The sequence below is a fragment of the Viridibacterium curvum genome (assembly GCF_039544165.1).
Classification (GTDB): Bacteria; Pseudomonadota; Gammaproteobacteria; order Burkholderiales; family Rhodocyclaceae; genus Viridibacterium; species Viridibacterium curvum.
The window spans coordinates 617,232-636,111 of the sequence record NZ_BAABLD010000008.1 but is presented as its reverse complement, the minus strand read 5'-3'; the positions used below and the strand labels follow the sequence as shown (position 1 = coordinate 636,111).

The window sequence follows — 18,880 nt, the reverse complement described above, 5'->3', positions numbered from 1 at the left end:
GTGGGTTGCGATCAGCTGCAGATAGGGGGTTCGAAGTCGAAGACGCTGCCGGCGATGAGCTCGGCGAACATGGCTTTCTGCGCGCGCCGCGCGGCGGTGTTGAAGCTGGCGTCGCGTATCAGCGCGGCGAGGTCGCTGGCGGTATTGAAGCCCAGCGTCTTGCCCATGCAGCTGCTGGCGGCGAACTGGTTCTGCCGCAGGGTGTAGGCGGTGCTGGCATCAACGACTTCAAGGTTGGCGGTGATCGTGGCCTGGGTGGCCTTGGCGTAGGCGCGCACCCACTTGAGCTGCGCGGCGTTGAGTGGCCAGCCGCTGATCATTGTGCCGATGTCGTCGCGAATGCCGTCACCATTGGTGTCGGCGCCGGCAACGCTCTCCTGCTTATCGAAGCTGGCTTCTGCGGTGTCGTACGAGGTCTGGATCGCAGCGGCGTCGGCGGGCGGGATGTCGACGAGTTCGCCTGCCGGTGGTGCGCTGGACGAGGACGAACTGCTGGCGGTGGAAGAAGTGCTGCTTGCTGCCGAAGAGCTGCTGCTCGACGTGGCGGATGAGCTGCTGGAGGAGCTGCTGGAAGAACTGCTGGAGCTCGCGACGTTGCCAGTCCCGGTGACAGTGGTTGCCAGCTTGCCGCTGCCTGCACTCGCCAGGGCAAGCGCTTTGACCGTCGCGGTGGCTTTCAGGGTGAAGGTGTAGGGTGCCACCCATGTCACTGCGCTCGACAAGGTACAGGCGGGGAGTGGGGCGTTGTTGAGCGTGGAGCCTGTGTCTTTGAATAGCCCGAACGTCTGGCGTGTTGCGCCAACAATCACCGTGCTGCATTGCTGCGTGCCACTGGTGGGGGTGACCTCGAGCACGTTGTAGTCGGAGATGATCTGCGACTTGTAGCCCGCACCGATGCTCCACAGCAGTGGATAGACCGGATGGGTCTGGCTGCCGGTGTAGTAATTGTTGTAGACGTGAACCTGGCCGAAGTGCACGTGGGGTGCGCCTTGGGAGAGATTGCTGAGCAGGTTGTTGTGCAGGGTCACGCGCAACTTGCCGAGGTCGCCGGTGGCGGCTTCACTGGCGCCGATCTGGATGGCGCGGCGGTGCATGGCGATGTTGTTGTACGACAGGGTGACGTAGTCCGACGCGTCGGTAATATCGATGGCGCCATCGTGACACTGCTTGAGGTAGCCACTTTGGGCGATCAGGGTGTCGTCGGTTTTCGGGGCGTCGGTGAAGCTGTTGTGATCGATCCAGATGTGGTCGGAGCCGCTGATCGAGATGGCATCGTAGGCGGCTTTCCAGCCTTCGCCGCTGACGAGGGTGGGGGCGACGTCGCAGGGGTTCACGATCTTCAGATTGCGGATGATGATCTGTGACACGCCGCTGAGAATGATGTGACCATTGGTGAAGCCGGCGTTCGTGCCGTCACCGAAGAGCGTGGTATTGCTCTTGAGGCGAATGGCGCCGCGTGCGGCCTGGTCTGCCGCGTTGGCATAAGGGGTGCCTGAGCTCATGTCGATGAGGCCAACGACCTTGATGATCTTGGCCTGCGCGCCACCGTTGGCAATGGCGTTGAGCAGCTCGCTGCGGTTGGTGACGGTGTAGATCTGTGAGCTGGTGGCAGCCGAGCCGCCAACGGTACCGCCGGCCATGGCGGCCCAGCCGCCTGATGTCGTAGTTTCAAGGGCGGCATCGAGTGCCGAGGCGGTATGGGCAAGCAGGCCAATCGCCATGAGCGCCGCACAGAGCGACGCCTTCATCGAGAGGAATTTCACTTCGGATCTCCAGTATGCATGGGTCACGCTCTGCATCGGAGAGATGAGAGCGGGTAGAAATCGACGTGCATGGCAATAGCTGTGCGGACCCCTCCCGACCCGGTACGCAGTGCCTTGCACGACGAAAGGGCGCGATCCTACACATGCGATGTGGGTACTTGTCGTGCGGAAATGGTTAACTGCCCGTGAGGGTATGCTTTTCGAAATTATTCGAAAGGCATTTTCGCGGACTTTGTTGAGCCCGGCGGTTTGTGGGTGATTTTGTTGTTTTGCGGGTTGGCTGCGGCGAGTTCAGCCGTAGCGCTGCTGTGCTACCACAGCGAGACCGCAGCCGACGCTGCCATACAGATCGCCTTCGACGCTGCGCGTTTTCGGGAAGCGTTGCGCCAATGCCTGGCGCAGGGCAGGGACGGCGGAGGATCCGCCGGTGAAGAACAGGGTGTCGATGCTGTCGGCATCGACTCCGGATTGCTGCAGGCAGGTTTCTGCAGCGTCGACGATGCGCAGGATTTCCATCTCGATGGCGCGTTCGAACCCGTCGCGGGTCAGTGTGATGAGCAGGCCTTCTTCGGCTTCGTCGAGTTGCAGCGTGGTGTCCGCAGCGTCCGACAGCGCGATCTTGGCGGCTTCGACACGCATGGCGAGGGCGTGGCCAGCCTGTTTGTGCACGAGGCGCAGCAGGCGGTCGAAGCGTGGCATGTCAGCGATGTTGGGGGCCAGCGATTGCAGGCCAGTCCACACCTTGCGGCCGTAGGCCTGGTTGATGGTGTGCCAGGTGGCGAGCTGGAAGAAGATGCTGCTGGGAAAGCTGGCGCCGCTCTTGAGCAGGCCGCCCATGCCCAGCTCGGGCATGACGCCGGCGAGCGAGAGCTGACGATCAAGGTTGGTGCCGCCGATGTGCACGCCCGTGTTGCCGAGCAGGTCGGCGCTGCGGTCGGCGAGGTGGCGGCGTTCGGGGGCGAGGCGGATGAGGGAGAAGTCGGAGGTGCCACCGCCGATGTCGACGACCAGCACGAGTTCTTCGCGCGTGATGTGCTGCTCGTAGGTGTGGGCAGCGGCGATGGGTTCGAACTGGAAGCTGACCTCGCGGAAGCCGAGGCCGCGCACGATCTGTTCGAGTGTGTCCTGCGCGCTTTGGTCGGCGGCTTCGTCTTCGTCAACGAAGCGCACTGGGCGGCCGACGACCACGGCGTCAAGCGCATGCCCCGCAGCCTGCTCGGCACGTCGTTTGACCTCGCCGATGAAGTTGCCGATGAGCTGGCGGAAGGGCAGGTGACGGCCACCGATTTCGGTGCCTGCATCCATCAGGCTGCTGCCAAGCAGGCTCTTCATGGCGCGCATCAGGCGGCCTTCGTAGCCTTCGAGGTATTCGGCCATCGCTGCACGGCCAAAGGCCAGCGAGTCTTCATCGAGGTTGAAGAACACCGCAGAGGGCAGCGTGAGCTTGTCGTCTTCGAGCGGCAGCAGGCGCGGGCCGCTGGCGTCGCAGAGTGCTGCCGTGGAATTGGAGGTGCCGAAGTCGATGCCGCAGGGGCGCATGGAGGATGAGGCGGGAATGAGACGAATGGGTGCTCAAGGCGGGGGAGCTTACGGGGCGCTTCCGGCAGGGTCAATGCGCGGATAACACCGCAGGTTTCGGGCCCTTGTTGCATCAAATCGCCAAAACGAAAACTCGTTATTCTGGTTGCCGGAATCCCCAAGTCTCACTGTTTGCATTTTCACCCGCTTCAAGGAGTCATCGATGAAAGTCCTCAGTCTGTCCGTCCTCGCGCTTGCCCTCGCCGCCTGCGCCAGTCAGCCCCCCCTGTCACCGCGCACCGTGCGCGTGGTGACCCCGTTTGCCAATGGCCATCTGCTGGCCGACACAGCTGTGAAGTTCAAGGAAGAGCTGGCGAAGACGGCGCCGCACATCACGGTGACCATCCAGACCAGCGTGCTCAACGAGCAGAGCATCGACCCCGCCATGCAGCCCTGCGAGGCGGACAAGCGCGTGGGCGACATCCTGCTCACGGGCGGGCAGCCGATCCAGGACTGGGCGCCGGAGTACTTCTTCTTCAACGGACCCTACGTCATCCGCGATTTTGCGCACCTGCAGCGTGTGTGGGCAGGCAAGGCCGGCACGGCGATGGCAGCGAAGCTGGAGGCGAACGGCAAGCTGGTCAGCTTCGATCCTGTGTATCGCGGCTATCGTCAGTTCACCTCGAATGCGCCGATCCGCACGCCGGCGGACTTCAAGGGTCTCAAGCTGCGCTTGCCGCCGGTACCGGACTGGATCTCGGTCTGGAAGGCGCTGGATGCCGAAGCCGTGCAGGTGCCCTTGCCCGGCATCTACGATGCGTTGAAGAGTGGCGCGGCGACGGCGTCCGAGGGCGACCTCACGCAGATCCAGTCGCTCAAGCTCAACGAGGTGCAGAAGCAGCTGACGCTGACCAATCACCTCGTCGGCTTCGGCATGCAGATGGCCAATGCCTGCTTTTTCCGCAAGGAGCTCGCGCCCAGCGAACAGAAGGCCGTGAGTGCAGCGCTCAAGGCCGCCGCTGTCTGGGGCACGCAAACCATCCAGCAACGCGAAGCCGGCATCATCGCCCAGCTCAAGGCAGGTGGCATGACGGTCAGCACTCCCGACGCCGCAGCGATCCGTCAGCGCGCCGAGCCAGCGATCAAGCAGCTGTTCGCCACCAAGTGGAACGTGACGACCTGGCAGGCGGTGCTGGAGGAGTGAGTTGATGGGCTGAGGGCTCCGGCAGCTTGTGCGTCGGAGCCTGATGTCTGACGCGAACTTGAGGCGTGATGCATTTGTCCAGCGGGTAATCGAAGGTGCCGCCGGATTCCCGGCACTTGTCGGCAGCGATGGACACCGGTGCTTTCTCGTAGATGTACCAGCCTGCGATCAAGACGGTGGCCCGGAAAATCATTCCAGCAAGGGCTGGTAGTCCGGACTCAGGGTCAGATCATTCTTGAACCAGTCGGCACTGGAAGTAATCCGGGTACGGATCCGCGTTTCAAGGAAGAAGTCGATGTGCATTTCACCGGTGAAGCGCCGTACTTCACCAGGTAGCCCACTTGTGACTTCACCGACAGGCTGGCGCTCCTCGCACAGGTGTACCTGGTGAAAGTAGTGAGTAGACTTGCGCGCGTAGCAGCGGGTTATGACCTGCGACGTTGCCAGAGCGCGGCGCCGATAAGGAAAGGTGGAATCGATGCGGCAAGCGATACCACGCGCGACCAGAAAGGAATGGGCAGGTCATACGGGTAAAGGTTTGCGGTCAGGTTGAACAGGAGCATCAGAACGCCGGCCAGCGCAGCATTCATGAGATGCCGATCCCTGCTTAGACGGGCACACCAGTAGCCACCGGGAATGAGGCAGAGGAATCCTAGGGTATGACAGGCCAAGAGGTACGGCACAGATTGATAAGCCTGCATATAGGTTTCCTGTGCGGGCACCCCTTGCATTGCCAGCACCCACAGGAACGCGAGGCCAAAGATGTACAGCACTGAATAGCAGATGCCATTCCCGATCACAGCACCAAGAACGATCGCAACGAATCGGCTGTCGGTTGTGTCAGACGGCTCTTCAAGTCCGGACTTGGGTGGCGAGTAAGGATTCATGGAACGATAGTCTTGTGTCGGGTCGGTGGTAAGGTCCGCCCCATGTGGTCAGCGCTTGAGATACAGCGCGATCTGTCCCGGCGTGGGGTTCTCGAGCAGCTTGCTGTTGACGGCGAGCAGCGGCAGGTTTGCGCGCTGTGCGTCAATGCCTGCTCTGTTGAGTCGATCCATCAGATCCTGAGCACTGTCTGCATCGCGGTCGATGAATCGTTCGGTGAAGTGCAGACCGGCGCCACGCAAGGTGTCATGCATCGCTTCGCAGGCTTTGCACCCGTTGGCCGTGAACAAGACAATGTCATTGCGTTGCGGATCGAAGCCGGCTAACGGGTTGCCACCCGCAGCGGAACCACTGAGTTCGCCGCGTGCGGTGGGCACTTCCTTGCCTAACGCGGCCAGCACTGCCGGGTTCTGCATTGCCATGCCGTAGGTTTTGATGAAGATGGCCAGCGCAATGAAGCAGGCGAGGCCACTGAAGACGATGCCGGCGCCGCTGCTTGCCGGAGCCAGAGAGCCCCATTCGTTGTCTTCTTCCTTGCCGCGCTTGCAGGCGAGTATCAGGAAGAAGATGAGTCCCACAAACGGAATAGGGACGAAGTTGATCAGGTATAGCCAGCCGCTCCAACCCAGGTCGTGCAGGCGCAGCACGTTCATGCGGATGCTCCAGACCACAATCGCGAGGACGCTGAGCAGCGCAAATACGGCCGAACCGATGCTGAAGTCCAGCTTGAACGGGATGGCCATGGCAAAGATCATGACCGCTGTGCCGATGAAAAAGGAGAGCAGGAAGGTCGTACGGCTGATGCGCTGATCGAAAGAGAGGCCGATGAAGCTTGCGCGATCTTCGTCCCGCAGTGCTGCGCGCATGGCGGCTGTGCGCGGCGCCCCTTCGCGAGCCGCGCGTTCTTCGGCGCGGGCTTCTTGTGCTGCTTGCTCCACTGCGGCCGCAAAACGCGGCATGTCGACCGAGCAGGCGCGACACAGGGTGCGTTTGGGCTGCACTTCGCCGCATTGGGGGCAGGTCATCTCTTCGGCGGCGGGCGCTGCGGGAGGGGCCTCTGCAGCGGGCTCAGCCATCGGCACGAGAGACAGACCGGCGAGACCGGCGGCCGGGGCCGCCACCTGGCTGGTTGCAGCGGCAGGGTTCGTGGCGGGCGCTGTGGCGACGTTCATCGTCGCCGGGGCGGCAGCAGGGGGCGCAGCGTCGGCGGGCGCATCAGGCCGCACTTCGACCTGCAGGCCAACGCGCTGCAGGCGTTGCAGATAAGTGTCGAGTTCGGCCTTGGGCAGGCCTTTGCGCAGGATCACCGGGCGACCGCCGAACATCGCATCGCATTTCTCGGGGCTCAGCTTGAAGGCCAGGGTTGCGTGGGCTTTGGCCTCTTCGAGCGAAACGCCCGGTAGCAGTTGCCCGCGGAACACCACACTGACGGTTTCGCTCACATCGATTCCCTTGTTGTTCGAATGTGCGCGCATTGTATGCTGGCTGGAAAAAAAGCCCCTGCCCGCTTGGGCGGGCAGGGGCTGCGGTGCCGACAGTCTGGTCAGGCGCGGCGGCGGACGATGCCCAGCAGACCGAGACCGGCCAGCAGCATGGCGATGCTCGTCGGCTCGGGCACGGCCTGGAGACTGAAGGCGTATTCCTGCCCTGCGACGAGGCCGCTGGTCGAGATCGACCAGTCAGTCAGGCCGCCGCCGTAGGGGTCGCCGACCAGCACGCCGAAGTATTCGGTCGGCGCCTTGCTGTTGAAGGCCACGTATTGACCAGACCCGATAGCGGCCACACCGTAGGCGCCGTTGGCCCCGCTGTTGAAGGCGGACTGCACCGAGCCGGCGGTGATGGCGAGGCTGCCGAAGTCGAGCTTGAGACCGGGGATGCCGGTGGGGATGTAGTTGTTGACGACGGTGTTGAAGGCCACGCTGCCGGCGGCGATTTCGCTGGCCGACAAGCTGAAGCTGAAGGTCAGTACACCCGTGTTGAGCGCGTTGACGTCGAGGGCGAGCAGGCCATCGGTCGAGTAGTCAACGAAGCTGTTGCCTTGCAGATCGCCAGCGTTGAGCGTGACGGCCATGGCCGGCAACGATGCCGACAGAAGGGTGGCGATGAGAAGTTTCTTCATGATGCTTTCCTTTGATATCAGAGCGTGCCGTTGGCCCAGGGACCGGTGATGGCCAGGGTGATGCCGGGGGCTTGCAGGTTGACGAAGAGCACGCGGCCGTCGGGGCTGAAACACGAACCGCACCACTCGGTGCCGCGCTGGTCGCCCGTGACGGCGTTGCTCTTGCCGGCGGCAGCCAGTTGGGTGGCGGTGAAGTTGTAGTTGTTGGCGGCAAACTCGTAGGTGCTGCCATTGGGGTGCAGAGCCATCAGGCGCATGGCGCGGCCGGTGACCGTCTGACCCGCAGCGTTGAGGCCGGAGCTGCTGCCGTCTTCGCAGAACAGCAGGCCGCCGCGTGGGCTCACGCAGATGTTGTCGGGCGAGTTGCCGACCGTGATGTCGTTGCCGACGAAGATGGCCATCAGCGTGTTGCTCGCCAGATCGAGCGCCCAGATGCGGCCCGAGCGGTTCGGGCTGCTGTTGACCTGTTTGTCGGTGAAGTACACCTTGCCGTTGGCGACCCAGCAGCCCTCGTTGGCGCCAAAGATGGCTGCCCCGTTGGCGTAGGCTTGCAGGTAAGGGCCACTCGCCGAGACGGAACCGACAACCGACGCGAGGGTCGCGCCGTTGAGGTCGGGGTTGGCGATGTCTACCCATTCGATCTCGAAGGTCTGGCACAGCGTCGGGAAGCGCATGTCGGCGTTCATCACGCCCTTGACCTTGAGGCCCTGCAGCGTGCCGCCAGCGTGCAGCGAGTTGAGGCCGCCCGACAGGTTGCTGGGGCGGAAGCGATACAGCGTGTTGGCATTGCCCTGGTCTTCGGTGAGATACCAGTAGCCGGTCGCCGGATCGATGGCGCTGGCTTCGTGCGCCATGCGGCCCATGCCCACGATGGGGTTAGGGTTGGCCGGCGTGGCAGTCGGGTCGGCCGGCACTTCGAAGATGTAGCCGTGCATCTTGCCGGTAGAGCTCACGCTGTTGGAGCGCAGCTCTTCGTTGGTGAGCCAGGAGCCCCAGGTGGAGACGCCGCCCGCGCAGTTGCGGTAGGTGCCGCCGAAGGAGGCAAAGCTCTGCGTCCAGTTGCCGTCGCGCCACACCAGGTTGGTCGTGCCGCCGATCTGGTAGTTGCCACTGGTGGTGCCGACGTCGTACTTGGCCACGCTGGCGCTGCCCGCCCCCAGGATGTTGGCAGCGTTGGTCGAGGTCGAGCGTTCGTGGTTGCGCACCAGTACCAGCTCGGTCGAACGGCCCACCTTGCGGCTCAGCACCACGCCCATGCCGTCGTGCGTGCCGGGGGTGGCGAGGCCGTCAGTCATGATGTCGCCGACCCAGCCGTACGACTTGTACGAGAAGCCCGGCGGCAGCTGGATCAGCGGCAGGCCGGTGGTGAGGTCATTGACCGGTGCGAGTGCGCCGTAGGGGCTGACCATCTGCAGCGAGGCCGTCGCCGGCAGGCACTCTGCCGCGTTGGCGACACGGCTGGCGAGTGCGGCAATGGGGCCGCCGAAGGCGGCGGTGATGGCAGCGGCTGTGCCGCCTTTGAGCAGGTTGCGGCGGCTGCCGGAAACCGCGTCTTGATCGTCGAATTGCATCGTCTGGTCTCTCCGTGGGAAGTTGAGGGCGCTGTGTCGCGCGAGCGCAATGTGCCCAGCGTTGGTTACAGACTGACGAGTGGTTTTGTTGCACAGGGCTTACAGCATCGGCGTACCCCACAAAGACAGCGGCCCCCGCCACGCAAGGTGGCAGGGGCCGGCGGGGGCGCTGCGAGCTTCAGCGGCGGCGCACGACGCCGAGCAGGCCCAGGCCTGCCAGCAGCATGGCCCAGGTGCCGGCTTCGGGGACTGGCGCAATCTCCAGTGCAATGAACTGCGTGAACTGGGTGCCCGAGAAGTTGTTGTCCGAGGCCAGGATCAGCGTCTGCTTGCCGTTGTGGCTGGGGCCGAAGGTGATGCCCTCGATGTTGTCGAGCGAGAGCGTGGAGCCATCGTCATTCTTGAGCGATGACAGATTCAGCAGCAGCGTCTTGCTCACCGTCGTCAGGCCGCTGACGCTGGTGATGGACTCAACACCCGCGACATCGGTGGCGCCGCGTGCATCGGCGTAGAAGATGCGGATGGTGTTGCCCGTCGCCGGAATGCCGTTGGTGCCGGCGCCGGTCGAGAAGGAGCGCTCGATGGTGATGAACTGGCGGTCACCGACGGCGATGAAATCGGTCAGGCCGTTGGTGGCAAAGCTGCCGGCAGGGCTGGGCGCAAAGGCCACCGGCTCGACCTCGTAGACGTATTCGGCACCGGCCGCGCCGCTGGCCACGTCGAACGAGAGGATGCGCGAACGCGAGCCGTTGCTGACCGACGAGGGCAGGCTGTCCTGCGCCAGTGCGTTTTCGGTGGCGACATAGAGCGTGTTACGGTCGCTCGACAGCGTCATGTTCTCGAAGGCAAGGTTGTTGTAGACGCCCTTGTCACCCGCACTGAGGCCACTCACCGAGCCGCTGGGGTTGTAGTAGTCGGGCACTGCGAAGGTGCGCGAGTAACTGCCGTCGAGATTCATCTCGCGCACGGTCGGGTTCTGGAAGCCGGCCGCCGAGCGTTGGCCTTCGTTGCTCCAGTAGATCTTGCCGCGTGCCGCGTCGAGGCGCAGCGACTCGGGGTCGACCGTGTTGGTCGCAAACGTACCGCCACCGATTGGCTGGATGGTCGTGACGCCGCTGAAGCTGACGCCGGCCATGCCCGGTGTGGCCGAACGCGAGAACTGGTTCAGGTCCAGCGACAGCTCGTAGAAGCGCGCCGGGTTCAGCGCGCTGCGGTCATCGCTGATCGACAGGTAGCGGCCGGTGGCCGGGTTGTAATCGATGGATGACAGGCCACCGACGGTGGTGCCGGCATACAGCGTGCCGGTCGGCACGATCTGCTGGCCGATGTAGCTCAGTTCAAAAGGGCCGGTCGCTTGCGCGCTGGCGCAAGACAGCACCAGCGCGACGCTGGCTGCGAGCAGGTGTCTTGATGACATGGTTCTCTCCAGGGGCAGGGGGTCGGCCAGATGCCGGACTCGCCCCCATGGTAGGAGTGCAGCCTTAAGGTTTGATGTCACCCCATGCCCGCCGCATGCGCCAGATGGCGGATCACCAGCTCAGCGGATTGACGCAGTAGTACTGACGCAGCGTGTCGAAGAGTTCGGGCTGCTCGCGGGCAAGCTCGGGCGCACGTTCAAAGAAAGTCTCGCTGGCGACGGCAAAAAACTCGGCCGGGTTGGTCGCGCCGTAATGGTCGAGCAAGCTGGGCGCGCCCACCGCAGCCTGTGCCTGCAACAGTGCGAAGGCAGTGCCCATCACGCGGGCCCAGCGCGTGTAGTCGGCGCGGCGGGGCAGCAGCGGTGCCCCCGTGGCCTCGCCCTTTTCCTGATCAAGCTGGTGGGCGAACTCGTGAATCACCACGTTGCGCCCGTCGGCCGGGTCGGCGGCGCCGGCCAGCGTGTCGTCCCACGACAGGATCACCTGCCCTTGTGACCAGGACTCACCGGCGAGGACTTCGCGCCTGTCCTGCTGCAGGCCGATGTCGTCGGTGACGTGGCGGCGCACGACGAAGGCGCCGGGATACACGAGAATCTGCCGCAGGTTCGGGAAGTAGTCGCTGCGCCGCCCCAGCAGCAACAGGCAGGCCTGCGCAGCGATGGTGACGCGCATTTCTTCCGTCACCACCAGTCCGTCGCAACCGATGATGGGCTTCTCGGCAAGAAAAACCTGGATATGGCGCTTGAGTTGCAGCTGCAGGTCTGCGGGCAAGCGCTGGAAGTAAGGCACGCGGCGCCGCAATATGTCGCGCCAGGCCGCCGGGAACGGCGCACGACGAATGCCGTGACGGCGCCACGCGCGGCGCAGCGGCTCGCTGCCCAGCCAGAAGGCGAGCAGCAGGCCGCACAGGGCGACGGCGACAAACACGGCAAAATCCATGATGCTGCTCCGAGGGACAGTCCCTCCCATTTAGGACGCATCGGCCGGAATTCAAGACGGGCTACACTGCGCCCTCCTTCGCGATGTGATTTCCTGCATGAACCCCACCGCCCTGCGCTGGATCACCGACTTCGGCGACTCTGGCGTCACGATGCCACTCGTTCTGTTGCTGATCGCACTGCTGTGGTTCGCCGAATCACGCCGTGCGGCCTGGTTGCTGACGCGCGCCCTGCTGGTCTGCGTGGCCGTGCTGATGACGCTCAAGATCGTCTTCCTCTCTTGCGGCCATGTGTTCGGTCTGGGCGTGGAGTCGCCCAGTGGGCATGCCTGTCTCACCACCTTTGTCTATGGCTGCATTGCTGTGGTGGTGTGGGCACAACCGCGCCCAGCCCTGCGCATCGTCTCGGTGGCAATTGCCGCCTTAATCATCAGCTTCGTCGCTGCCTCGCGCATCGTGCTCGGCGCGCACACCGTGCCCGAAGTGCTGCTCGGCGGCGCCGCCGGCTTCGCTACCCTGGCCTTGTTCGCACGCCCCTACCTTGCCATCACCCACCCCACCATCCGCCTGCGACAAATCGGCATCCTGCTGGGCACGGCCTTCATCATCACCTACGGCACGGTGCTGCCAGCCGAGCGTTATGTGCGCGGTCTTGTGCCGTGGTTGCAGATTGGGTTGTGCAAGGCCTGATCCCGCATGTCATGATCCTTGTCCCACCAGATCTGGACTGACGGCTTTCTTAAGCGTCGTGCAGGGTGTAGTGCCGAGAGGGAGCATTGAATGAGCCGACTATTGGTGGTTTACGCCATGATTTCCACCTTGCCGCACAGTAGGGAGCAGACCCGATGAATTCGAATACGCCACCCAAATCGCTGGGTGTTCTCGTGGCGATTTTCGGGGCATTGCTCGTGGGCAGCAGTTTCGTGCTTGACTTGCCCAATTCGATCTCGGCCTGGTACTTCGTCATTCTCGGTACGGGCTACTTCCTCACAGGCGTGTTTCTGTACGAAGGGCGTCAGCTCGCCACAGCAGCCGGTGTGCTTACGCTGCTGTGGGCATGGGGTGCCTCCTGGTACCAGTTCGGATCGCAGTGGGAGCTGCTACTTCCCAGACTGGGCTTTCCGACGATTCTTGGGGTCTATCTCCAGTCGCACCGTGTCACGTCGCGACTTGGCCCGATCGTCGTTGATGATCCAGATATCGACGAGCCAGACGAAACGCACATGGCCCTCGCTGAGCGGATTACCCAGCTGCTCTCGCAGCTTCTCGGCAACCTGCCGAGGGTGCTGCTTGTCGCAATGCTGGCGTATCTGTTCTGGGACATGCTCAACTACTTTTCGCGCAAGGACATGCTCAGCGCAGCATTGAGCAAGGCGTGGCTTCTGTGGATGCTCGTTCCATACGCATGTCTGCTTTTTGTGATCACCCGTGGCGAGCGCAACGGTATTCGCGACGGCGCCTTGTTATTCGCCGGATTCATCGCTGCCGTACTGGGGATCGCGATGTACGAGAGCAATCTTCCCGGCAGTTCCCATCGCAACGCCGTAAAACTCGTTGCCTGGTTGCCGCTCGTCCAACTGATCTGGGTGTTTGCTTACACTCGCGTGCTTGACCGAAAACTGCAAGTAGACGATTAAAGCATGCTGAATATTCTCGCCATCGATCACCTGGTTCTGCGCGTCGTCAATCTCGACGCCATGCTCGCTTTCTACACCGACGTGCTCAGTTGCACGCTGGTGCGTTGCGAGGAGGAGCAGGGCTTGTGGCAGTTGCGTGCAGGCAGTGGGCTGATCGATCTTGTGCCCTGTGACAAGCCGTTAGGTAAAGCAGGCGGTGACGTGCCGGATGGGCAGCGCCGCAACATGGACCACTTCTGTCTGCGCATCGAGCCATTCGATGAAGCGGGGCTGCGCATCCACCTGCGCAATTTCGGCATCGAAGCCAGCCCTACCGCGCCGCGTTATGGTGCCGAGGGGCGCGGGCTGTCGCTCTACATCGCGGACCCGGAGGGTAATGTCATCGAGCTCAAGGGGCCGCCTCAGGCCTGATCCGGTTTGTCGGCGGGCGCCGCAAACCATTTCGCTTTCGGCACCACGACGGCTTCTGCCGGTTGGTCGAAGAAGTGCGGCGACATGATCTGCACGCCGTGCTCGTTGAACTGGTCCTGGATGTTGGCATGCAGCAGCGACAGGATGCGAATGCGGTGCAAGGGCTCGTTGATGTGGGCGAAGACTTCGTACTCGACGTAGAAGTCGCTCAGCGCGCGCTGGTACACCACCGGTGCCGGCTCCTGGCGCAGCCCTTCGGTGCTGCGGGCAGCCGCGATCAGCATGGCGTGCACCTGCCGCCAGGGCGTGTCGTAGCCGATGGTGACCTTGGTCGACAGCAGGCTGCCCTGTGACGACGACAGCTTGGAGTAGTTGTGGATGGGGCTGCTGATGAGCACGCCGTTGGGGATGGTGATTTCTTCGTTGCGCATGTTGATGAGTTTGGTCGCCAGCGTGCCGACCTCGACCACCATGCCCTCGACGTCATTCACGGCGACGAAGTCACCCTTGCGCAGCGCGCGGGAATAGACGACCACCAGCCCGCTCATCATCTGTGTCATGACGCCGGTGGAGCCCAGGCTGATGACGATGCCGAACAGCACCGACAAGCCCTTGAACGCTTCGCTGTTGCTGCCGGGGATGTAGGGGTACGCGAAGGCGATGCCCAGCCCCCAGATCAGTATCGTGATGATGCGCCGCGTCGCGCCGGTCGTCTCGCGATGCAGGAAGGGCAGCTGCAGCTTGCCGCTCTGCACGCTGTCGAAGACTTGTCCCAGCACGTCGACGACGGCCCGCGTGAGGAACAGGATCACCACCAGTGTGATGATGTCCGGCAAGGCATTCACGGCCCCCTGGGCGATGCGTGTGAGTGTCGATAGCACCAGCCCGCCGAGTTGTTCACCCAGCGGCCGCGAGAAGGGAAAACATTCGAGAACGAACACCACCCAGGCGTAGATCAGCGCCAGCCACAGCCCCCAGCGGACCAAGCCGGCGAGATGGCCGGCAAAGCGCAGCGCGAAGCTGCCGAGGCTATGCACGTCGTCTTCGGCCGTGGTGTCGTGTCCCAGTCGTTCCGATACGCGTCGCCACACGCGTTCAAGCCCGTAGAGCAGAGCGGCGAACAACAGGGTCGCCAGCAGGGCAAAGGCCGCACCGGTCAGCAGGTTTGCCGGCGTCATGCCATCAGCGCCCGCTGCCTGTGCGGACGCGGTGGCGGTGACGAGCAGGAGGAACAGGGCCGACTGCAGCATGAGCGGACTCCAGACAGGTGCGATGAAGATCCGTCGATGATACGCGCCTCGTCTGTTGCTTCAAGCCGACGGCCCATGGCGACCTGTGCTTGACCTTGCCATTGTGGGAAGCTTCAGCATCGGTCATCCTTGTTGAAGGAGCCCGTGATGGTCTCGAACCTGGCATTGACCGTGAAAACCGACATTCCGCCCCCCGCATTGCAGTTCCCGATTGAAGGCATGACCTGCGCCAGCTGTGTCGCACGTGTCGAGAAGGCGCTATGCAGCGTCCCCGGCGTGGCGGGGGCTGAGGTCAACCTGGCGACCGAGCGTGCCAGCCTGGCGTTGTCGGGTGCAGTGCCTGTGGCGGCCATCATTGCGGCCGCCGTCGCGGCTGTCGAACGTACCGGCTTTGGTGTGCCCGTCGGGCAGGCCGACCTGGCTATCGAGGGCATGACCTGTGCGAGCTGTGTGGCACGCGTCGAGAAAGCCTTGCTGGCAGTGCCCGGAGTCGAGGCGGTGGACGTCAATCTCGCGACCGAGCGGGCGCACATCCAGTACCGTGCTCTCGCTGACGAGCAGTTGCTGCTGGCTGCCGTGCAGCGCGCAGGATATGCGGCCGGGCTGGCCGCGCAGACCTTGCCGGCCCACGCGCCACGCGACCAGCAGACATGGTTGCTGGTCGCCAGTGCCGCGCTGACACTGCCCCTTGTGCTGCCCATGCTGCTGATGCCCTTCGGCGTCACGCTGACCTTGCCTGCCTGGTTGCAATGCCTGTTCGCGACGCCGGTGCAATTCGTCATGGGGGCGCGCTTCTATCGTGCCGGTTACAAGGCGGTGCGCGCCGGCGCAGGCAACATGGATCTGCTGGTCGCCATCGGCACCAGCGCCGCGTATGGCCTGAGCCTGTGGCTGTGGTGGGCAGCTGCGGGTCATGCGGGCCACGCGCCGCATCTCTACTTCGAGGCCTCCAGCGCCGTCATCACCCTCGTGTTGCTCGGCAAGTGGCTGGAGGCCCGCGCCAGGCGCCAGACTACCGATGCAATCCGGGCGCTGCAGTCCTTGCGGCCCGAGGCGGCGCGCGTGCGCCGCGACGGCGTCGACATGGATTTGCCGCTGGCGGCGGTGCGCGTCGGTGACATCGTCGTCGTGCGACCCGGCGAACGTGTGCCGGTCGACGGCGAAGTCAGCGAAGGGCGCAGTCACATCGATACCTCGCTGCTGACCGGGGAGAGCTTGCCGCGGGTCTGTCAGCCCGGTGATGCGGTGGTGGGCGGTGCAATCAACGGCGAAGGCCTGCTGGTGTTGCGTGCGATGGCGGTGGGCGGCGACACGCAACTGGCGCGCATCATCGCCCTGGTCGAGAACGCGCAGGCGAAGAAGGCGCCTATCCAGCGCCTTGTCGATCGCGTCAGCGCCGTCTTCGTGCCCGTGGTGTTGGGCATCGCCCTGCTGACCCTGCTCGGCTGGGGGCTGGGCGCGGGTGCATGGCAACAGGGCCTGTTGAATGCCGTGGCGGTACTGGTGATCGCCTGTCCCTGTGCGCTGGGGCTGGCGACGCCGACTGCCATCATGGCCGGCACGGGCGTCGCGGCGCGGCAGGGCATCCTGATACGAGATGCCGAGACGCTGGAGATCGCACACCGTCTGAAGGTCGTTGCCTTCGACAAGACCGGCACGCTGACGGTGGGACGCCCGCAGCTCGTTGCCATTGAAGCCCTGCAGCCGGATCAACCGGACGTGCTCACGCTGGCTGCCGCCGTGCAGGCTGGCAGCGAGCATCCGCTGGCGCGTGCCGTGGTCGACGCGGCTGTGGCACATGGCCTCGCCGTGCCGGCGGCACAGGATGTCCGCGTTGAAGCCGGTCGCGGTATCCAGGCCCGCGTCGACGCACAGGCGCTCTTCATCGGCAGCGAGCGCTGGATGCACGAGCGCGGTTTGACGACCGGGCCCTGGCAGGCGCGCGCTGCGGCGCTGCAAGCCGAAGGGCGAACGGTCTCGTGGCTTGCTGACGAGACGCATCTGCTGGCTCTGCTCGCTTTTGGCGATGAGCCGCGCGCTGAAGCAGCGGCCACCGTCGCCCGCCTGCAAGGCGAAGGTGTGCGCAGCGTCATGCTCACCGGTGACCATGCGACCAGTGCGGCAGCGATTGCACGGCGCCTCGCCGTCAGCGATGTGCATGCGGGCCTGCTGCCAGCCGACAAGGCGGCGTTGATTGCACGGCTTGGGGCGGAGCGCGGAGCGACAGCGATGGTCGGTGACGGCATCAATGACGCCCCTGCACTGGCGGCTGCCGATGTGGGCATCGCCATGGGCGGTGGCACCGACGTGGCCATGCGGACGGCTGGCATCACGCTGATGCGCAATGACCTGCGCCTCGTGGCTGATGCCATCGATATCTCGCGTCGCACCTGGCGCAAGATCCGGCAGAACCTGTTCTGGGCTTTCCTTTACAACGTCATCGGCATTCCGCTGGCGGCGGCTGGCTTGCTCAATCCGGTGATTGCGGGCGCGGCCATGGCGTTGTCGAGCGTCAGCGTGGTCAGCAATGCGCTGTTGCTGCGGCGCTGGCGCGCTCAGGCAGGGCGCGCGGCGTCGAAAGGAGTCCAGACATGAGAGCCCAGGCGCCGGAACGTGCGGAAGCCTTGCAGAAGGGACTTGTCGACATTGGTCAGGCCTCTGCCGCCAGTGGAGTGTCGGCCAAGATGATCCGTCACTACGAAGAAATCGGCCTGTTGCCCGTCGTGCCGCGTACTGCTGCCAACTACCGGCTCTATGCCCCGCAGCATGTGCAGACCCTGCGCTTCATCCATCGTGCGCGCGCACTGGGTTTTTCGATGGACGAGATCCGTGCCTTGCTGGGGCTGTGGCAGAACCGTCGTCGCCCCAGCGCTGCGGTCAGGAAGATTGCGCAGGCGCATATCGAAGACCTGCAGCAGCGCATCGCGCAGATGCAGGGTATGGTCGATACGCTGGGACACCTCGTGCATTGTTGTCACGGCGATGAACGACCGGACTGTCCCATCCTCGTCGACCTTGCCGGAGAGGACTGACGCGTCACAGAGCAAAGTCGTTGCTGACCGACGCGTTTGAGACAGGATGGAGTAGTCTGCAGGCAAGCCGGACAACACGGCATCGCAGTTGCATCAGCAGAGGGAGCGTGACGGTGAAGGCAGGCTACGATTGCATCAACGGTGAAGTTCAGGCCTCGCAGGCCGAAGAGGTGCCGATCCGCGTTTACGCGGCACCGAACCGTGAGGAGCGCGAAGAGCTGTTGCGCAACTTCGCACTGGACCGATATGACCTCGACGCCGCGCTGGATCCTGACGAGATTCCGCGCCTTGAATTCAGCCCCGATCTGGCGACCCTGATCTTCAAACGCCCCAAGAACGTGACGGTCACCGAGCAGCTGCGTTTCGACGTCTGCTCGGTCACCTTCTTCATCCGCAATGGGTCCATGGTGCTCGTCACCGCCGAGAAGGAATTGCATTTCGATCGTCGCGAGTTCCGTGCGCTCAATGGCCCCAACGACTTCCTGCTCAAGTTCCTGCTGGCTACGGTGCACCACTTCCTCGAGCACCTCAAGATCATCAAGCAGCTGACGGCGGAGCTCGGCAACAAGCTCAGCGTGTCGATGGAGAACCGTTACTACCTGCAGATGCTGGCGCTCAGCGAGAGTCTCATCTACTACATCGACGGTATCGAGGCGAACCTCGCCGTGCTCGGCAAGCTGCGCAGCGCTGCGCACCGGCTGGGTTTCAGCGAGTCACAGATCGAGACCCTGCACGACATCACGCTGGACACGCAGCAGTGCGCGCGTCAGGCTGACATCTACAGCAGCGTGTTGTCGGGCCTCATGGATGCGCGCGGCACCATCATCAACAACAACGTCAACAACCTGCTCAAGAACCTCACCCTGATCAGCGTCATCTTCCTGCCACTCAACCTGCTCGCCAGCATCGGCGGCATGTCGGAGTTCAGTGGCTGGGTGCAGGAAGTCGGCATTGACTGGCACTTTGCCTATGCCGGCGTGCTGCTGGGCATGGCCCTGCTCGGCGGCATCATGTGGGTCATGCTGGTGGGGGCCTTTGACCGCAACAGCAAGCGCGGTTTCTTTCCATCGCGCAGTCATCTGGGCAATCAGCTGCGGCAGTTGCTGCGCAAGCTGCGGCTGATATCCTGAGCACT

16 protein-coding genes are annotated in these 18,880 nt (G+C 63.8%); 7 read left to right on the top strand and 9 right to left on the bottom strand.

Going from position 1 to position 18,880, the window contains the following annotated elements; all coding sequences use genetic code 11:
- Window positions 1–11: 11 nt before the first annotated feature.
- Entirely contained in the window at window positions 12–1,763 is a 1,752-nt protein-coding gene (locus ABEA02_RS10665; protein ID WP_345532922.1) for a pectate lyase family protein, read from the bottom strand.
- Between the two features lie 291 nt (window positions 1,764–2,054).
- Window positions 2,055–3,302, bottom strand: coding sequence for an Hsp70 family protein (locus tag ABEA02_RS10660; protein ID WP_345532921.1), 1,248 nt, complete (start codon window positions 3,300–3,302; stop codon window positions 2,055–2,057).
- A gap of 202 nt (window positions 3,303–3,504) precedes the next feature.
- Between ABEA02_RS10660 and ABEA02_RS10655 the strand changes: the two genes are divergently transcribed.
- The gene (locus tag ABEA02_RS10655; RefSeq protein WP_345532920.1) at window positions 3,505–4,485 is read left to right on the top strand and encodes a TRAP transporter substrate-binding protein; all 981 of its coding nucleotides are present in this window, start codon (window positions 3,505–3,507) and stop codon (window positions 4,483–4,485) included.
- Between the two features lie 425 nt (window positions 4,486–4,910).
- Here the strand turns inward: ABEA02_RS10655 and ABEA02_RS10650 are convergent, their stop codons facing one another.
- The 6 genes from ABEA02_RS10650 to ABEA02_RS10625 all read right to left on the bottom strand — a co-directional run bounded on the left by ABEA02_RS10650 (window position 4,911) and on the right by ABEA02_RS10625 (window position 11,417).
- Complete coding sequence (locus tag ABEA02_RS10650) at window positions 4,911–5,372, bottom strand: hypothetical protein (RefSeq protein ID WP_345532919.1); 462 nt, start codon at window positions 5,370–5,372, stop codon at window positions 4,911–4,913.
- Window positions 5,373–5,420: 48 nt separating this feature from the next.
- A complete protein-coding gene (locus ABEA02_RS10645; protein ID WP_345532918.1) occupies window positions 5,421–6,845 on the bottom strand; it encodes a DUF805 domain-containing protein in 1,425 nt (474 codons plus the stop codon).
- Between the two features lie 68 nt (window positions 6,846–6,913).
- Complete coding sequence (locus tag ABEA02_RS10640; RefSeq protein WP_345532917.1) at window positions 6,914–7,489, bottom strand: PEP-CTERM sorting domain-containing protein; 576 nt, start codon at window positions 7,487–7,489, stop codon at window positions 6,914–6,916.
- A gap of 17 nt (window positions 7,490–7,506) precedes the next feature.
- The gene (locus ABEA02_RS10635) at window positions 7,507–9,060 is read right to left on the bottom strand and encodes an alkaline phosphatase PhoX (RefSeq protein WP_345532916.1); all 1,554 of its coding nucleotides are present in this window, start codon (window positions 9,058–9,060) and stop codon (window positions 7,507–7,509) included.
- A gap of 178 nt (window positions 9,061–9,238) precedes the next feature.
- A complete protein-coding gene (locus tag ABEA02_RS10630; RefSeq protein ID WP_345532915.1) occupies window positions 9,239–10,477 on the bottom strand; it encodes an esterase-like activity of phytase family protein in 1,239 nt (412 codons plus the stop codon).
- 112 nt (window positions 10,478–10,589) lie between these two features.
- The gene (locus tag ABEA02_RS10625; protein WP_345532914.1) at window positions 10,590–11,417 is read right to left on the bottom strand and encodes a M90 family metallopeptidase; all 828 of its coding nucleotides are present in this window, start codon (window positions 11,415–11,417) and stop codon (window positions 10,590–10,592) included.
- A gap of 97 nt (window positions 11,418–11,514) precedes the next feature.
- Here ABEA02_RS10625 and ABEA02_RS10620 point away from each other — a divergent pair, with 97 nt between their 5' ends.
- From ABEA02_RS10620 to ABEA02_RS10610, 3 genes are all read left to right on the top strand, one after another.
- Window positions 11,515–12,105: a phosphatase PAP2 family protein gene (locus ABEA02_RS10620; protein ID WP_345532913.1), complete on the top strand. Its 591-nt coding sequence runs from the start codon at window positions 11,515–11,517 to the stop codon at window positions 12,103–12,105.
- 155 nt (window positions 12,106–12,260) lie between these two features.
- A complete protein-coding gene (locus ABEA02_RS10615) occupies window positions 12,261–13,052 on the top strand; it encodes a hypothetical protein (RefSeq protein WP_345532912.1) in 792 nt (263 codons plus the stop codon).
- A 3-nt stretch (window positions 13,053–13,055) separates the two neighbouring features.
- A complete protein-coding gene (locus ABEA02_RS10610; RefSeq protein WP_345532911.1) occupies window positions 13,056–13,463 on the top strand; it encodes a VOC family protein in 408 nt (135 codons plus the stop codon).
- Here ABEA02_RS10610 and ABEA02_RS10605 read toward each other — a convergent pair.
- Entirely contained in the window at window positions 13,454–14,713 is a 1,260-nt protein-coding gene (locus ABEA02_RS10605; RefSeq protein WP_345532910.1) for a mechanosensitive ion channel family protein, read from the bottom strand. The genes ABEA02_RS10610 and ABEA02_RS10605 overlap by 10 nt on opposite strands.
- A 147-nt stretch (window positions 14,714–14,860) precedes the next feature.
- Between ABEA02_RS10605 and ABEA02_RS10600 the strand changes: the two genes are divergently transcribed.
- The 3 genes from ABEA02_RS10600 to ABEA02_RS10590 all read left to right on the top strand — a co-directional run bounded on the left by ABEA02_RS10600 (window position 14,861) and on the right by ABEA02_RS10590 (window position 18,875).
- Complete coding sequence (locus tag ABEA02_RS10600) at window positions 14,861–17,308, top strand: heavy metal translocating P-type ATPase (protein ID WP_345532909.1); 2,448 nt, start codon at window positions 14,861–14,863, stop codon at window positions 17,306–17,308.
- Complete coding sequence (gene cueR / locus ABEA02_RS10595) at window positions 17,305–17,745, top strand: Cu(I)-responsive transcriptional regulator (RefSeq protein WP_345532907.1); 441 nt, start codon at window positions 17,305–17,307, stop codon at window positions 17,743–17,745. The genes ABEA02_RS10600 and cueR overlap by 4 nt, the downstream gene beginning before the upstream one ends.
- A gap of 107 nt (window positions 17,746–17,852) precedes the next feature.
- Window positions 17,853–18,875, top strand: a complete 1,023-nt coding sequence (locus tag ABEA02_RS10590) for a magnesium transporter CorA family protein (RefSeq protein WP_345532906.1) — start codon at window positions 17,853–17,855, stop codon at window positions 18,873–18,875.
- Window positions 18,876–18,880 lie beyond the last annotated feature (5 nt).

Coding starts and splice junctions, on each gene's coding strand:
- ABEA02_RS10640 (WP_345532917.1), bottom strand. CDS start 7,489: ATGAAGAAACTTCTCATCGCCACCCTTCTGTCGGCATCGTTGCCGGCC.
- ABEA02_RS10645 (WP_345532918.1), bottom strand. CDS start 6,845: ATGCGCGCACATTCGAACAACAAGGGAATCGATGTGAGCGAAACCGTC.
- ABEA02_RS10605 (WP_345532910.1), bottom strand. CDS start 14,713: ATGCTGCAGTCGGCCCTGTTCCTCCTGCTCGTCACCGCCACCGCGTCC.
- ABEA02_RS10630 (WP_345532915.1), bottom strand. CDS start 10,477: ATGTCATCAAGACACCTGCTCGCAGCCAGCGTCGCGCTGGTGCTGTCT.
- ABEA02_RS10625 (WP_345532914.1), bottom strand. CDS start 11,417: ATGGATTTTGCCGTGTTTGTCGCCGTCGCCCTGTGCGGCCTGCTGCTC.
- ABEA02_RS10655 (WP_345532920.1), top strand. CDS start 3,505: ATGAAAGTCCTCAGTCTGTCCGTCCTCGCGCTTGCCCTCGCCGCCTGC.
- ABEA02_RS10620 (WP_345532913.1), top strand. CDS start 11,515: ATGAACCCCACCGCCCTGCGCTGGATCACCGACTTCGGCGACTCTGGC.
- ABEA02_RS10610 (WP_345532911.1), top strand. CDS start 13,056: ATGCTGAATATTCTCGCCATCGATCACCTGGTTCTGCGCGTCGTCAAT.
- ABEA02_RS10600 (WP_345532909.1), top strand. CDS start 14,861: ATGGTCTCGAACCTGGCATTGACCGTGAAAACCGACATTCCGCCCCCC.
- ABEA02_RS10635 (WP_345532916.1), bottom strand. CDS start 9,060: ATGCAATTCGACGATCAAGACGCGGTTTCCGGCAGCCGCCGCAACCTG.
- ABEA02_RS10615 (WP_345532912.1), top strand. CDS start 12,261: ATGAATTCGAATACGCCACCCAAATCGCTGGGTGTTCTCGTGGCGATT.
- ABEA02_RS10660 (WP_345532921.1), bottom strand. CDS start 3,302: ATGCGCCCCTGCGGCATCGACTTCGGCACCTCCAATTCCACGGCAGCA.
- ABEA02_RS10650 (WP_345532919.1), bottom strand. CDS start 5,372: ATGAATCCTTACTCGCCACCCAAGTCCGGACTTGAAGAGCCGTCTGAC.
- cueR (WP_345532907.1), top strand. CDS start 17,305: ATGAGAGCCCAGGCGCCGGAACGTGCGGAAGCCTTGCAGAAGGGACTT.